Origin of the sequence: Klebsiella sp. CD33, assembly GCF_051992865.1 — a bacterium.
Taxonomy (GTDB): domain Bacteria; phylum Pseudomonadota; class Gammaproteobacteria; order Enterobacterales; family Enterobacteriaceae; genus Klebsiella; species Klebsiella pneumoniae.
In genome coordinates this window covers 4,017,394-4,031,698 of sequence record NZ_CP197023.1, presented here as the reverse complement: position 1 = coordinate 4,031,698, position 14,305 = coordinate 4,017,394, and the positions used below count along the sequence as shown (strand labels likewise).

General features: G+C 59.8%; 10 protein-coding genes. 7 read left to right on the top strand and 3 right to left on the bottom strand.

Annotation, left to right across the window (positions count from 1 at the left end):
• Window positions 1–66: 66 nt before the first annotated feature.
• Together sbcC and sbcD are read right to left on the bottom strand one after the other, a co-directional pair.
• Window positions 67–3,204 (bottom strand): exonuclease subunit SbcC, encoded by a 3,138-nt coding sequence (gene sbcC, locus ACR809_RS19850; protein WP_122051525.1) that lies wholly within the window; start codon window positions 3,202–3,204, stop codon window positions 67–69.
• Window positions 3,201–4,406, bottom strand: coding sequence for an exonuclease subunit SbcD (gene sbcD, locus ACR809_RS19845; protein ID WP_023284724.1), 1,206 nt, complete (start codon window positions 4,404–4,406; stop codon window positions 3,201–3,203). Before sbcD ends, sbcC begins: the two co-directional genes overlap by 4 nt.
• 182 nt (window positions 4,407–4,588) lie before the next feature.
• Here sbcD and phoB point away from each other — a divergent pair, with 182 nt between their 5' ends.
• The 5 genes from phoB (at window position 4,589) to malZ (ending at window position 11,757) form a co-directional block, all read left to right on the top strand.
• Window positions 4,589–5,278, top strand: a complete 690-nt coding sequence (gene phoB / locus ACR809_RS19840; protein ID WP_002890343.1) for a phosphate response regulator transcription factor PhoB — start codon at window positions 4,589–4,591, stop codon at window positions 5,276–5,278.
• Window positions 5,279–5,299: 21 nt separating this feature from the next.
• Window positions 5,300–6,595: a phosphate regulon sensor histidine kinase PhoR gene (gene phoR, locus ACR809_RS19835; protein WP_002890344.1), complete on the top strand. Its 1,296-nt coding sequence runs from the start codon at window positions 5,300–5,302 to the stop codon at window positions 6,593–6,595.
• Between the two features lie 413 nt (window positions 6,596–7,008).
• Window positions 7,009–8,328: a branched-chain amino acid transporter carrier protein BrnQ gene (gene brnQ, locus ACR809_RS19830; protein ID WP_004144627.1), complete on the top strand. Its 1,320-nt coding sequence runs from the start codon at window positions 7,009–7,011 to the stop codon at window positions 8,326–8,328.
• Window positions 8,329–8,414: 86 nt separating this feature from the next.
• Window positions 8,415–9,788 (top strand): proline-specific permease ProY, encoded by a 1,374-nt coding sequence (proY, locus tag ACR809_RS19825; protein ID WP_002890348.1) that lies wholly within the window; start codon window positions 8,415–8,417, stop codon window positions 9,786–9,788.
• Between the two features lie 151 nt (window positions 9,789–9,939).
• A complete protein-coding gene (gene malZ / locus ACR809_RS19820) occupies window positions 9,940–11,757 on the top strand; it encodes a maltodextrin glucosidase (protein WP_122051524.1) in 1,818 nt (605 codons plus the stop codon).
• Here malZ and ACR809_RS19815 read toward each other — a convergent pair.
• Window positions 11,754–12,656 carry a LysR substrate-binding domain-containing protein gene (locus ACR809_RS19815; RefSeq protein ID WP_002890353.1) on the bottom strand — a complete coding sequence of 301 codons (903 nt, stop codon included), beginning with the start codon at window positions 12,654–12,656 and terminating at the stop codon, window positions 11,754–11,756. The genes malZ and ACR809_RS19815 overlap by 4 nt on opposite strands.
• Window positions 12,657–12,922: 266 nt before the next feature.
• On the opposite strand from ACR809_RS19815, the gene ACR809_RS19810 reads away from it, so the two are divergent.
• Complete coding sequence (locus ACR809_RS19810) at window positions 12,923–13,564, top strand: hydrolase (RefSeq protein WP_002890357.1); 642 nt, start codon at window positions 12,923–12,925, stop codon at window positions 13,562–13,564.
• A gap of 186 nt (window positions 13,565–13,750) precedes the next feature.
• The gene (locus tag ACR809_RS19805; protein WP_122051523.1) at window positions 13,751–14,296 is read left to right on the top strand and encodes an antibiotic biosynthesis monooxygenase; all 546 of its coding nucleotides are present in this window, start codon (window positions 13,751–13,753) and stop codon (window positions 14,294–14,296) included.
• Window positions 14,297–14,305: the final 9 nt, after the last annotated feature.

Below are 14,305 nucleotides of genomic sequence, written 5' to 3'. Positions count from 1 at the left end.
CCCCGCACCCGGACCCTCTCCCTCGGGAGAGGGTCCGGGTGCGGGGACATCGCCATAATTCAGACCTCACTCCACCGCAAACGCTTTGTCCAGCCGGCTATAGCCCAGGCCGTTAATCTTCTTCACTTTGATCTGCACCGGAATGCGGTCTTTCATCGCCTCCACGTGGCTGATCACCCCGATAATCTTACCGCTGGCGTTAAGGGCATCCAGGGCGTCCAGCGCCGTGTCCAGCGTTTCGCTGTCGAGGGTGCCGAAGCCTTCATCAAGAAACAGGGAGTCAATCCGTGTCTTATGGCTCACCAGGTCTGACAGCGCCAGGGCCAGCGCCAGGCTGACGAGGAAACTTTCGCCGCCGGAGAGGGTGCGGGTGTCGCGCACGGCGTCGGCCTGCCAGGTATCGACAACCTCCAGCTCCAGCGCCTCGCTGGCCTTGCGCTGTAGCAGATAGCGGCCATGCAGGCGGTTGAGCTGCTGGTTTGCCAGCCAGACCAGATTATCCAGCGTCAGCCCCTGGGCGAATTTGCGGAACCGGTCGCCGGTGCTGGAGCCGATCAGCGAATTGAGATAGCCCCAGTCGTCCGCCAGCTGCGCCGCCTCTGCAATCTGCTGCCCCAGCGCCTGCTGCTGTTGACGGCTCTCTGCGTCCTGCCTGAGCTGCTGGCGGATCTCACCCTGGCGGGTAGTGTTATCCCGCAGCCGCTGGGCCAGGGCGTGCAGCTGGGTTTGCAGGGTGGGGACGTCAGCGTCCACCCCTTGCGGACGCAGCGCCAGGTGCGCCTCATGTTGCCGGGTCGCCTGCTCGCAGAGCGCAGCCGCCTGCTGAAGCTGCTGCTCCAGCGTCTGTTTTAACTGCGTCAGCCGCTGGGCGGTCTCGTCATCCAGCAGCGCGGCGAGGAACGCCTCCCGATCGCTAAAGCGGCTGGCGGCCAGGGCGGAGGTGAATTGCGCCTGCGACTGGTCCAGACGCGCCTTTTCCTGGGTTTCCTGCTGCTGCTGGGCGACAAGCTGGCTGTGCAGCGACAGGCATTCCTCGTGGATTTCGCGCCAGTTGTCCGGGATGGCCGACTCAGCTTCAACCTCTGTCTCGTCGCTGGTCGGCAGCGTCTCCAGCAGTGGCCGCAGAGCAGCGATTTGCTGCTGAATGGCATCATGTTGGGTCTGTTGCGCCTGCCACTGGGCAAATTCGCTTTCGCGAGCGTGCAGCCAGGCGGCTTCTGTCCCTTCTGCCGGCAGGCTCAGGGCCAGGGCCTGCAGGGCGCTCTCCAGTCCCTGGCGCGAGGCCGCCAGCTGCTGCTCGGCCTGGCGCTCCAGCGCCTGCTGATCGTTAAGCTGACTCTGCAACATCAGGCGCTGGCTGAGCTGATAGAGCTGCTGCTCGTAGCGCTCCTGCTCCTGCATCCAGTCGTTTATCTCTTGCGCAATATCCCGCGCGATGTGCAGAGAGGCGCAGGTCTCCTGCCACGCTTTAGTAAGCGCTTGCTCTTCCTCTGCGAGCCGCCCGGCCGCTTCGGTGTCACGCTGGAGCTGTTGCGTCAGGGCCTTGACCTGCCCGAGGATCAGCAGGCCTTCTTCTTTCAGCGCGGCGACCTCCTTTTCCAGCGCATCGCGGCGGCGCTGATTATCCGTGAGCGTCAACGAGGCGTATTGTTCAATCGCCGGGTGTTCACAGGCGCCGCACAGCGGACAGGGCTTACCCGCCTCGAGCCGGTCGCGGTAGCTTTCCAGGTCTTTAATCGTTTCTTCCCGCTGGCAGAGCGCCTTCAGGTCGAGATAGTGCTGGTTTTTGTCTTTATATTGTTCCCGGCGCAGCGTCAGGGTAGCGTTAAGTTTTACCTGCTCCGCCTGCGCCTGCTGGACGCTCTCGGCGTTCTGGCGCAGACGCTTGCGCAGCAGCTGATGCTGCTCATGCAGGGAGATCAGGCGCTGGCGCAGCGGCCGCGATTGGGTTTGCTGTTCTATCGCTGCGGCAACGTCATCCGCGCTCAGGGTGAGAGGGCTGGCTGGCAGCGTGGCCAGCTTCTGGCGTAGCGCGGCCAGGCGGGTGCTCTGAGCCGTTAGCTGTTGTTTATCCCGCGTCAGTTGCGAGAATTGCGCTCGCCAGCCGGCGATCTCCTGACCCCATAAGCGGAAACGCTCATGGGCGGCCAGCCACTGCGCCAGATCGGCCAGTTCAGCCTGACGCTGCTGCTGAGCGCGCAAGGCGCCCTGGCGGATGCGCGTGCGCAGCGCCGTGCTGGCAAGTAAGCGAGCATTTACTTCACTGATCCGCTGCCGGGTTTGCGCCAGGCCTGCCGTCTGCTCCTGCTGGCGCTCCCACAGGGGACGCAGTTGGGCGGCGGGCTGGGCCAGCTCAAGCTTCGCCAGCGCCGGGGCGGCGTCCGCCAGCGCCTGGCGGGCCTGCTGCTGCCGGGTGGCGGCCTGCTGCTGCTGCTGCGCCAGCTCGTCGCGGCGGGTCAGCCACTGGAGCTGCTGCTGCTGGCTCTGCTGCTGGGCCAGCAGGGCTTTTTCTTCGTCAGTAAGTACCTGCAAACTTTCCTGCAGCGCCTGCTGCTGGGCCTCCGTCAACAGGACGATGCCCGCCGCCTGGGCTTCGAACTTCTCCAGCGCATGGCGAGCGGCTTTGTGCTGTTCGTAGACCATGGCTGAAATCTGGCCGTAGATTTCCGTGCCGGTCAGCTCCTCCAGCAGCTCCGCGCGATCGCTCGGCTTCGCGTTCAGGAAGGCGGCAAATTGCCCCTGGGAAAGCAGCATCGAGCGGGTGAAGCGGCCATAGTCGAGGCCGGTAAGCGTCGCGGTTTGCTCCAGCTTGTCCGAGACTTTATCGGCGAGGATTTTGCCGTCAGCGCAGCGCGCCAGCTCGACGCGGGGCGCCTGCAGATTGCCATCCGGCTGGTTACGGGCCCGGTTCTGGCTCCAGAAAGCGCGGTAGGCGATGCCTTTTACTTCAAACTCGACTTCCGCCAGACACTCGGCGGTATCGCGGGTCATCAGGTCGTTTTGCGACTGGGAGACTTTATTCAGGCGCGGCGTCTCATGATAGAGCGCCAGGCAAATGGCGTCGAGCAGCGTGGTTTTCCCGGCCCCGGTGGCGCCGGTAATGGCGAACAGGCCATTGCTGGCGAACGGCTCGGCGGTAAAGTCTATCTTCCATTCCCCTTTCAGGGAGTTGAGGTTTTTCAGACGCAGACTGAGGATTTTCATGCGTTTTCGTCCTCCGCGGTGAGCGTATGCACCGTATGGGCGAACAGCTCATGCAGCCGGGCGCGCTTCATCTCGTCAATTTCGGTCAGCGCCAGCCGGCGCTCGAATACCTCCTCCACCTTCAGTTCACTGAGCGTCTCCCGCTGGGCGTTGAGCAGTATTTTCTCGCGCTGCTCGCGGCTGCGGCGCACCAGCAGCACTTCCACCGGCAGATCCTCCGTTAGCGCCTGAATATGCCGTTGAATATCGTGCAGATAGTCCTCGGTGGTGATTTCGATATCCAGCCACACCGGCGGGTCCTGCTCGACGCCGCGCCACTGCTCCAGCTGGGCGGTGATGGCGGCCAGATCGCCTTTGATTACCGCCAGAGGCTGGGTCACGGGCACCTCCAGGGTTTCCACGGCGCTAAGTCGCCCCTCGCTAAAGCTCACCAGATGCACCGATTTCGCTTTGCCGGTTTCATCGAAGCTCAGCGGCAGCGGCGAGCCGCTGTAGCGGATATGCTCGCAGCCGCCGACCATCTGCGCCCGGTGAATATGGCCCAGCGCAATGTAGTCGGCAGGGGGGAAGTGTTGCGCCGGAAAGGCATCCAGTGTGCCGATGTAAATGTCGCGGACGGCATCGCTTTTGCTGGCGCCGACGGTGGTCAGATGGCCGCTGGCAATGATGGGCAGCGGCCGATCGCCGCGCAGCGCGCAGGCCTGCTGATACTGCTCCTGATAATAGTCGCTGATGGCGTGCAGCAGCAGCTGCTGTTTTTCCCGACCGGAGTGACCGGCCTGGCTGGTCACCAGCTCGCGCGGGCGTAAAAACGGCACCGGACAGAAGATGGCGCCCGGCGTGCCGTCGCGCAGCGGCAGCTCAATCGGCGCGTAGCCGGCGTTCGCCACCACGGTGGTGTGTAAGAAGGCGAGGATATCGCGGGATTCATTGAGCATCGCCACCGAGTCGTGGTTGCCCGCCAGCACCACCAGGCGACAGCCGGTCTGCTGCAACTGGACGACGAAACGGTTATACAGTTCGCGGGCGTAGCTCGGCGGCGAGCCGGTATCAAAAATATCGCCAGCCACGATAATGGCGTCGACTTCATGCTCCTGCGCGCGGTCCAGTAGCCAGGTAAGAAAAGCGTCGTGTTCGGCCGCGCGGCTTTTGCTGTAAAAATTCTGGCCCAGGTGCCAGTCGGAGGTGTGAAGGAGGCGCATAAATCTTCCCTAGCGAAAAAAGCATGGGCGGCAGTATACCACTTGTTAGTGAGGGGTAAGTCCGCGTCGTGCTTCAAAATACCCGATCATCAGACGGTCATTTTTTTCATAAATCTGTCACAAAAGTGACGCATAATGACGCCGCACTTCTATACTGATGGCTAAAAAACACAGGGTAAATAATGGCGAGAAGAATTCTGGTCGTTGAAGATGAAGCTCCAATCCGCGAAATGGTCTGCTTTGTTCTGGAGCAAAATGGCTTTCAGCCTGTCGAAGCGGAAGATTATGACAGCGCGGTGAATCAACTCAATGAACCCTGGCCTGATTTGATTCTCCTGGACTGGATGCTGCCGGGCGGTTCGGGGCTGCAGTTTATTAAACTGCTCAAGCGCGAGGCGATGACGCGGGATATTCCGGTAGTGATGCTGACCGCGCGTGGAGAAGAAGAGGATCGCGTTCGCGGCCTGGAAACCGGCGCGGATGACTACATCACCAAGCCTTTCTCTCCGAAAGAGCTGGTGGCGCGAATCAAAGCGGTGATGCGCCGTATTTCACCGATGGCGGTGGAAGAGGTGATCGAAATGCAGGGGCTGAGCCTCGACCCTTCATCGCACCGGGTAATGACCGGCGACAGTCCGCTGGATATGGGACCGACGGAATTTAAATTATTGCACTTCTTTATGACCCATCCGGAGCGGGTGTACAGCCGCGAACAGCTGCTGAACCACGTCTGGGGGACCAACGTTTATGTGGAAGACCGCACGGTGGACGTCCATATTCGCCGCCTGCGCAAAGCGCTGGAACACAGTGGCCATGATCGTATGGTGCAAACGGTTCGCGGCACGGGGTATCGTTTCTCCGCCCGTTTCTGAATTTTGACAGGAGTGTGACCCGTGCTGGAACGGCTGTCATGGAAAAGGCTGGCGCTGGAGCTCTTTTTAGCGTGTATTCCGGCCCTGATTCTGGGGGCGTTTGTGGGGCATCTGCCGTGGTTTTTACTGGCGGCAGTGACCGGTTTGCTGATCTGGCATTTCTGGAATTTGATGCGCCTGTCGTGGTGGCTGTGGGTGGACCGGAGCATGACTCCTCCGCCTGGCCGCGGCAGTTGGGAGCCGCTGCTGTATGGTCTGCACCAGATGCAGATGCGTAATAAAAAGCGTCGGCGCGAGCTGGGAAGCCTGATTAAACGCTTTCGCAGCGGGGCGGAATCGTTACCGGATGCGGTCGTCCTGACCACGGAAGAGGGGGCTATTTTCTGGTGTAATGGCCTGGCGCAGCAGATTCTAAACCTGCGCTGGCCGGACGACAGTGGCCAAAACATTCTTAACCTTCTGCGCTATCCTGAGTTCGCCAACTATCTGAAACAGCGCGATTTTTCAAAGCCGCTCAATCTGGTGCTGAATAACGCCCGTCATCTGGAAATTCGCGTGATGCCCTACAGCGACAAGCAGTGGCTGATGGTGGCGCGCGACGTGACGCAGATGCATCAGCTGGAAGGGGCGCGGCGGAACTTTTTCGCCAACGTCAGCCATGAGTTGCGCACCCCACTGACGGTGCTGCAGGGCTATCTGGAGATGATGCAGGAGCAGGTGCTGGAGGGGGCGACCCGAGAAAAAGCCCTGCACACCATGCGGGAGCAAACTCAGCGTATGGAAGGTCTGGTGAAGCAGCTGCTGACGCTGTCGCGTATTGAAGCCGCGCCGGCGCTGGCGATGAATGATCGCATCGACGTGCCGATGATGCTGCGGGTGGTGGAGCGCGAGGCGCAAACTCTCAGCCAGGAGAAACAGACGCTGATCTTCACCGTCGATGAGCAGCTCAAGGTGCTGGGTAATGAGGAGCAACTGCGCAGCGCCATCTCCAACCTGGTCTATAACGCGGTGAACCACACCCCGCCGGGGACCGAAATTCGCGTCAGCTGGCAGCGGACCCCGCAGGGAGCGCTGTTCAGCGTCGAGGATAACGGGCCAGGCATTGCGCCGGAGCATATTCCCCGTCTGACCGAGCGTTTTTATCGGGTGGATAAAGCCCGTTCCCGGCAAACGGGGGGCAGTGGCCTGGGACTGGCGATCGTCAAACACGCGGTTAACCATCATGACAGCCGGCTGGAAATCGACAGCACGGTGGGCAAGGGAACCCGCTTTAGCTTCCTGCTCCCGGAACGATTAATTGCCAAAAATGACGCCTGATCGACGCGCTGTCAGTTTATCTTGCCAATGACCAGCTTCAGCTGGTCATTTTCATTGGCAGTCGTTTTTTCTCGCCTATTTAATGAGCGCGCGCTGCTTTTTTGTTCGCATGATAAGCCACGGGTTTTCTATCAATATGGTAAATGATTCTGGTGTGAAAGACATAACCAGCATAATCATCTGCTTTTGCGATCGTGCCTTGCTTTAAAACGTTATAAGCGTTTAAATTGCGCCTGCGCAGTCGATGACAGACTGCTTTTGCGTGGTAATACCAAAAACAATTCTTTCCCACGCCGCTTCGGGAGCATATCTCGCTGAGTTTACCGGCAATGGCCGCTGTATCGTCCCTGAGAGGGGAGCGCGGTATTTTTCCATTTTTTTACAACACCACATCCACAGGCAGTAATGAATTTATGACCCATCAGTTAAAATCTCGCGACATCATAGCGTTGGGCTTTATGACCTTCGCGTTGTTCGTTGGCGCAGGCAACATTATTTTCCCTCCGATGGTTGGCTTACAGGCGGGCGAGCACGTCTGGACGGCGGCGATCGGCTTCCTGATCACTGCGGTGGGTCTGCCGGTGCTGACGGTGGTGGCGCTGGCGAAAGTCGGCGGCGGCGTTGAAAGCCTGAGCACCCCGATTGGTAAAGTGGCCGGTATCCTGCTGGCGGTGGTGTGCTATCTCGCGGTAGGACCGCTGTTCGCGACGCCGCGTACCGCGACCGTCTCCTTTGAGGTCGGTATTGCGCCGCTGACCGGCGACGGCCCGCTGCCGCTGCTGATCTACAGCGTTATTTACTTCGCGCTGGTGATTCTGGTCTCCCTCTATCCGGGCAAACTGCTGGACACCGTGGGCAATTTCCTTGCGCCGCTGAAAATTATCGCCCTGATTGTGCTGGCGGTCGCCGCCATCATCTGGCCAGCGGGCCCGATCAGCGACGCGCTGGAAGCGTATCGTACGGCGCCATTCTCCAATGGCTTCGTCAACGGCTACCTGACCATGGATACCCTCGGCGCGATGGTGTTCGGCATCGTGATTGTTAATGCCGCTCGCTCACGCGGCGTCAGCGAAGCGCGTCTGTTGACCCGTTATACCGTCTGGGCTGGCCTGATGGCGGGCGTCGGCCTGACCCTGCTGTATCTGGCGCTGTTCCGTCTGGGCTCTGACAGCGCTACTCTCGTGGATCAGTCCGCCAACGGCGCGGCGATCCTCCATGCCTACGTGCAGCACACCTTCGGTGGGGCGGGCAGTTTCCTGCTGGCGGCGCTGATCTTCATCGCTTGCCTGGTGACGGCGGTGGGCCTGACCTGCGCCTGCGCTGAGTTCTTTGCCCAGTATCTGCCGTTCTCCTATCGCACGCTGGTCTTTGTTCTCGGCCTGTTCTCCATGGCGGTCTCCAATTTGGGCCTTAGCCATCTGATCCAGGTATCGATTCCGGTGCTGACCGCTATCTATCCGCCGTGTATCGCACTGGTTGTATTAAGCTTTACCCGCAGTTGGTGGCATAATTCGTCCCGCGTTATCGCGCCGGCCATGTTTATCAGCCTGATGTTTGGTATCATTGACGGGATTAAGTCATCGGCATTTGCCGCGATTCTGCCGGACTGGACCGCGCGTCTGCCGCTGGCGGAGCAGGGCCTGGCCTGGCTGATGCCCACCGCCGTGATGACCATTCTCGCGGTGATCTGGGATCGCGCAGCCGGACGTCAGGTGACTTCCAGCGCGCATTAACCGGCGGTGAGGACAAGCGTTTAACCACGGGACTTCGGGTTCCGTGGTTTTTTATTTTTTGTGTTAAACGGCATTGAAAAACCACGATGGAAAGTAGTAACAAGCTTAAGCGCGGGCTAAGCACCCGGCACATTCGCTTTATGGCCCTGGGTTCCGCCATCGGCACCGGGCTTTTTTACGGCTCGGCCGACGCCATTAAAATGGCCGGACCCAGCGTACTGTTGGCCTACATTATCGGCGGCGTCGCGGCATATATCATTATGCGGGCGCTCGGTGAGATGTCGGTGCATAACCCTGCCGCCAGCTCATTCTCCCGCTATGCCCAGGAAAACCTCGGCGGGCTAGCGGGCTATATCACCGGCTGGACCTACTGCTTTGAAATCCTGATCGTCGCCATCGCCGACGTTACCGCCTTCGGCATCTACATGGGCGTCTGGTTCCCGACGGTGCCGCACTGGATCTGGGTGCTCAGCGTGGTGCTGATCATCTGCGCCGTCAACCTGATGAGCGTCAAGGTGTTTGGCGAGCTGGAGTTCTGGTTCTCGTTCTTCAAAGTGGCCACCATTATCATCATGATCCTCGCCGGGTTCGGCATCATTATCTGGGGGATCGGCAACGGCGGCCAGCCGACGGGGATTCATAACCTGTGGAGCAACGGCGGCTTCTTCAGCAACGGCTGGCTGGGAATGGTGATGTCGCTGCAGATGGTGATGTTCGCTTACGGCGGCATCGAAATCATCGGCATTACCGCCGGTGAGGCGAAGGACCCGGAGAAATCCATTCCGCGCGCCATCAACTCGGTGCCGATGCGCATTCTGGTGTTCTACGTCGGCACGCTGTTCGTCATTATGTCCATCTACCCGTGGAATCAGGTGGGAACCGACGGCAGCCCCTTCGTCCTGACCTTCCAGCATCTGGGCATTACCTTCGCGGCCAGTATTCTTAACTTCGTGGTCCTGACGGCTTCGCTGTCGGCGATTAACTCCGACGTGTTCGGCGTGGGCCGTATGCTGCACGGCATGGCTGAGCAGGGCAGCGCGCCGAAGGTGTTCGCTAAAACGTCGCGTCGCGGTATTCCGTGGGTGACGGTGATGGTGATGACCATTGCGCTGCTGTTTGCGGTATACCTAAATTACATCATGCCGGAGAACGTTTTCCTGGTGATCGCCTCCCTGGCCACCTTCGCCACGGTGTGGGTGTGGATTATGATCCTGCTGTCACAGATAGCCTTCCGCCGCCGTCTGTCGCCCGAAGAGGTTAAGGCGCTGAAATTCAAAGTCCCTGGCGGGGTGGTGACCACGGTGATCGGCCTGCTGTTCCTGGCCTTTATTATCGCCCTTATCGGCTATCATCCGGACACCCGCATCTCGCTGTACGTCGGTATGGCGTGGATTGCGCTGTTGCTGCTCGGCTGGGTTTTTAAGACCCGCCGTGAGCGCCGCCTGGCGCAGGCTCAGTAATCGACATCGCCCCGGTCAGCATCGCGCGGCCGGGGCGGCTTGCGGTCCCGCGTCCTCCCCCGTTATCCTCCCCCAAAAAGTTCTGAGATGATGAGTTCTGCGCCCGGCGGCTATGGCAAGGTGTGCCCATTCTGCACAATGAGGATTCACGATGTTGAAGGCATGGCACCTTCCGGTTGCACCCTTTATCAAGGTGCAACAGGACCGACTGTTTATTACTCTGTGGTTAAGCGGTGAGTCGCTGCCGCAGCGGATCACGCTGCGCGCGGAAGAGGATAACGAAGAGCTGTCGCTGCCGATGCAGCGGCTCCGCCAGGCGCCGCAGCCAGGCGTGGTGGCATGGCGCGGCGAAATCTCTCTCGCCAGCGGCCAGCCGCGCCGCCGCTACAGCTTTAAGCTGCTGTGGGCCGACCATCAGCGCTGGTTTACGCCACGAGGCTTCACCCGATTCCCGCCGGCCCGACTGGAGCAGTTCGCCATTGACCTGCCGGACGCCGGCCCGCAGTGGGTGGCCGATCAGGTGTTCTATCAAATTTTCCCCGATCGCTTTGCCCGCAGCGCCGCGCGTGACGCCGACCAGGATGCGGTCTATTACCATCACGCGGCGGGACGGGAGATTGTGCGCAAGGCGTGGGACGACCCGCTTACCGGCGAGGCGGGCGGGTCGACGTTCTACGGCGGGGATCTCGACGGCATCAGCGAAAAACTTCCCTACCTGAAGCAGCTCGGCGTAACAGCTCTGTATCTGAACCCGGTTTTCGCCGCCCCCAGCGTGCATAAATACGATACCGAGGATTATCGGCGCGTCGATCCGCAGTTTGGCGGCGACGCGGCGCTGCTCCGGCTGCGCCACAACACCCAGCGGGCGGGAATGCGCATGATCCTCGACGGCGTGTTCAACCATACCGGCGATTCCCATCCCTGGTTCGACCGTCACCAGCAGGGCAGCGGCGGCGCCGGCCACGATCCGGACTCCCCGTGGCGCGACTGGTTTACCTTCTCAGAGGAGGGGCAGGCGCACAACTGGCTGGGCTATGCCAGTCTGCCGAAGCTCGACTATCGGTCGACCAGCCTGGTCAACGAGATCTATGCCGGTGAAGACAGTATCGTACGCCACTGGCTGAAGGCGCCATGGAGCATGGACGGCTGGCGTCTTGACGTGGTGCATATGCTGGGCGAAGGCGGCGGGGCGCGGAATAACCTGCAGCATATCGCCGGCATTACCCAGGCAGCGAAGCAAGCGCAGCCGGAAGCTTTTGTCTTTGGCGAACATTTTGGCGACGCGCGCCAGTGGCTGCAGGCGGATGCCGAAGACGCGGCGATGAACTATCGTGGCTTCACCTTCCCGATCTGGGGATTCCTCGCCAATACCGATATCTCTTACGATCCGCAGAAAATAGACGCCCAGACCTGTATGGCGTGGATGGATAATTATCGCGCCGGGCTGTCGCATCAGCAGCAGCTGCGGATGTTCAACCAGCTCGACAGCCATGATACGGCGCGTTTTAAATCTCTTCTTGGCAAAGACGTAGCGCGCCTGCCGCTGGCGGTGGTGTGGCTGTTCAGCTGGCCGGGGGTACCGTGCATCTACTATGGCGACGAGGTGGGCGTGGATGGCAATAACGATCCGTTCTGCCGCAAACCGTTCCCGTGGGATCCGGCGCTGCAGGATACCCAGCTGCTGGCGTTGTATCAGCGGATGGCGAAACTGCGTAAGGCCCACCAGGCGCTGCGCTACGGCGGCTGTCAGGTGATTTACGCCGAGGATAACGTGGTGGTGTTTGTCCGCGTCTACAAACAGCAGCGGGTGCTGGTGGCGATTAACCGCGGGGAAGCCTGCGAGGTGGTTATCGAAGATTCCCCGCTGCTGAACGTGGCCGGGTGGACGCTGCAGGAGGGCGCCGGCGCCTTCCAGGACGGGGTGCTGACCCTCCCGGCCATCTCCGCCAACGTCTGGTCCGGCCGTTAATGGTAGAGCTGGCTCAGCAGGTCGCCGCGGAGGAGCGCCTCCCGCCACCAGCGCTGAGCCAGCCCATCATTCCCGCTGCGCCAGGCCATATAGGTAATATCCTTTTCCCGCCAGCAGGCGACGCTCTTCTCCACCAGACTGCCTTTTACCAGCCACGGGCGAGCGATATGGCGCGGCAGAAAGCCGCAGCCCAGCCCGGCGCACAATAGTTCGACTTTACTGGCGAAATCATCGACGCCGATTTGCGGCTGCTCGTCGAGGAGATTGCTGTTGAGCGGATGGCAATAGCGGGCGCTGTCGCGGATCACGATGGCCCGATGCTGGCTGAGCTGTTTATTGGCCAGTGGCTCCTTCGCCTGAGCCAGCGGGTGATGGGGGGCGACGACGAAGATGTTATCCAACGCGCCGAGGGTTTGCCATGACCACTCCGCGGAGGTGGGCGGCTCATTGATGGCGCCGAGGATAATATCCGCCCCATGATGGGTCAGCTCTTCCCACGAACCGGCGAGGGTGTGATGGCTGAAGTTCAGTCGCGTCTGTGGGTTTTGCGCGTAAAACTCGGCGATCAGCGGCAGCAGGGCCGAAAAGGGAAATGAGGCGTCAAGGGCGATGGCTAGCTCTCGCTCCCAGCCCGCGCTCAGCTGCTGGGCCTGCTTTTCCAGATCTCTGGCGGCACTTAAAAGCTGTCGCCCCTTCTCCAGCATCAGCCGCCCGGTATCGGTAAATTTTGCCCGATGGCCGGAACGATCCAACAGCACGATGTTCAGATCGCTCTCCAGCTTCTGGATCATATAGCTCAGAGCGGCGGGGGTTTTATACAGCGACTCCGCGGCGGTGGCGAAGGATCCGTGGCGGTCAAGGGCATCAAGGATCATCAAAACATCAAAGTTTACGCGCATATGAAGCTATCCATTAATTTGTTTTCTCTGTTGTACCTAAGCGCAATAATCAAAGCCAGTGAATAAATCAGAACAGTTTGGCGTAAAAATTTGATTAAAACAGGCGTGAATAAATCCTGGTCGCGGCAAAAAATATAAACCATAAAAAATCCTTAATAACTTGTTAGAAATAACTGGCTATACTCACCATGCTTTATCAGTCAGGATCCACACGACGCATTAACCATCATGTCATCTTTTTAACTAATTGATTGAGAAGGTATTTAATGTCTATTCGTGAACTGCTCGATCCCACTAATTCCGCGCTTATCTTTATTGACCATCAGCCGCAAATGTCCTTTGGCGTGGCGAATATCGATCGCCAAACCCTGAAAAATAACACCGTGGCGCTGGCGAAAGCGGGCAAAATTTTTAATGTACCGGTGATTTATACCTCCGTAGAGACCAAAAGCTTTAGCGGCTATATCTGGCCGGAATTATTGGCCGTGCATCCTGACGTCAAGCCGATTGAACGTACCTCCATGAACTCCTGGGAAGACGATGCGTTTGTGGCAGCGGTGAAAGCGACCGGCCGTAAAAAGCTGGTGATCTCCGCTCTGTGGACCGAAGTCTGCCTGACTTTCCCGGCGTTGATGGCGCTGGAGGCGGGCTACGAGGTCTATGTAGTGACGGATACCTCCGGCGGCACCTCTGTCGACGCCCATGAGCGGTCTATTGACCGGATGGTGCAGGCGGGGGCGGTGCCGGTGACCTGGCAGCAGGTGCTGCTGGAGTACCAGCGCGACTGGTCGCGCAAAGCGACCTACGATGCGGTAATGGACCTGGTGCGCGAACACAGCGGCGCCTACGGGATGGGCGTGGATTACGCTTATACCATGGTGCATGGCGCGCCGGAGCGTAAAGCGTAAATCACTCCATCCTTCAGGCTGCTGCGTTGTTGGCTGCGTTTGTCCGTCCCCAGCTACTGAATTTATTCAAGTTCACGGGGACGTGCCCGCCTGCCGCTTCAACGCAGCATGAAGGATGTTGTGTCAGATCATTTATGGAGAGTGGCAGGAGAAAACCGGCCATTTCCCTGAAGCAAGGAACTCGTCATGGCGCAGCAAAAATCGGTGACCCTGGTTATCAGCCATCTGCTCGATCCGCAACACAGCCAGCGCGACGAAGAGTGGCTCGGTAAAATTATGCCCATTGCGGCAGAATTTCCCGGCCATCTTGGGGCGAATGTGATCCGGCCCGCCGCAGGGCAGAATCTGTGGAGCGTCATAATCCGCTTCGATACCCTGGAGCACCTCTACGCCTGGACGCAGTCGGAAACCCGTCGGCAACTGGTGGCTGAGATTGCCCCACTGCTGACGGAAGGCGATCGGACTGAGGTGCGGACTGAACCGGCCTTCTGGTTTACCCCGCCGACGGTGAACGTACGCCAGCCGCGGCGCTGGAAACAGTTTCTGATCACCCTGCTGGTGATTTTCCCCAGCACCAACCTGGTGCCTGCGGTGACCGGCATGCTGCTGCCGTCGCTTAAGGGGAGCCTGCTGCTGCACCTCATCAATGATGCTTGTGTGGTTGCGCTGGTGGTCTGGTTCTGGATGCCCATCGTGACCCGCCTGTTTGCTGGCTGGTTGAAGAAAAACTGAGTCAGCCTC

Excerpts from the sequence above, each read along its gene's own strand:
- malZ (WP_122051524.1), top strand. The coding sequence starts at position 9,940 with ATGTTGAAGGCATGGCACCTTCCGGTTGCACCCTTTATCAAGGTGCAA.
- ACR809_RS19810 (WP_002890357.1), top strand. The coding sequence starts at position 12,923 with ATGTCTATTCGTGAACTGCTCGATCCCACTAATTCCGCGCTTATCTTT.
- sbcC (WP_122051525.1), bottom strand. The coding sequence starts at position 3,204 with ATGAAAATCCTCAGTCTGCGTCTGAAAAACCTCAACTCCCTGAAAGGG.
- ACR809_RS19815 (WP_002890353.1), bottom strand. The coding sequence starts at position 12,656 with ATGCGCGTAAACTTTGATGTTTTGATGATCCTTGATGCCCTTGACCGC.
- sbcD (WP_023284724.1), bottom strand. The coding sequence starts at position 4,406 with ATGCGCCTCCTTCACACCTCCGACTGGCACCTGGGCCAGAATTTTTAC.
- phoB (WP_002890343.1), top strand. The coding sequence starts at position 4,589 with ATGGCGAGAAGAATTCTGGTCGTTGAAGATGAAGCTCCAATCCGCGAA.
- ACR809_RS19805 (WP_122051523.1), top strand. The coding sequence starts at position 13,751 with ATGGCGCAGCAAAAATCGGTGACCCTGGTTATCAGCCATCTGCTCGAT.
- proY (WP_002890348.1), top strand. The coding sequence starts at position 8,415 with ATGGAAAGTAGTAACAAGCTTAAGCGCGGGCTAAGCACCCGGCACATT.
- brnQ (WP_004144627.1), top strand. The coding sequence starts at position 7,009 with ATGACCCATCAGTTAAAATCTCGCGACATCATAGCGTTGGGCTTTATG.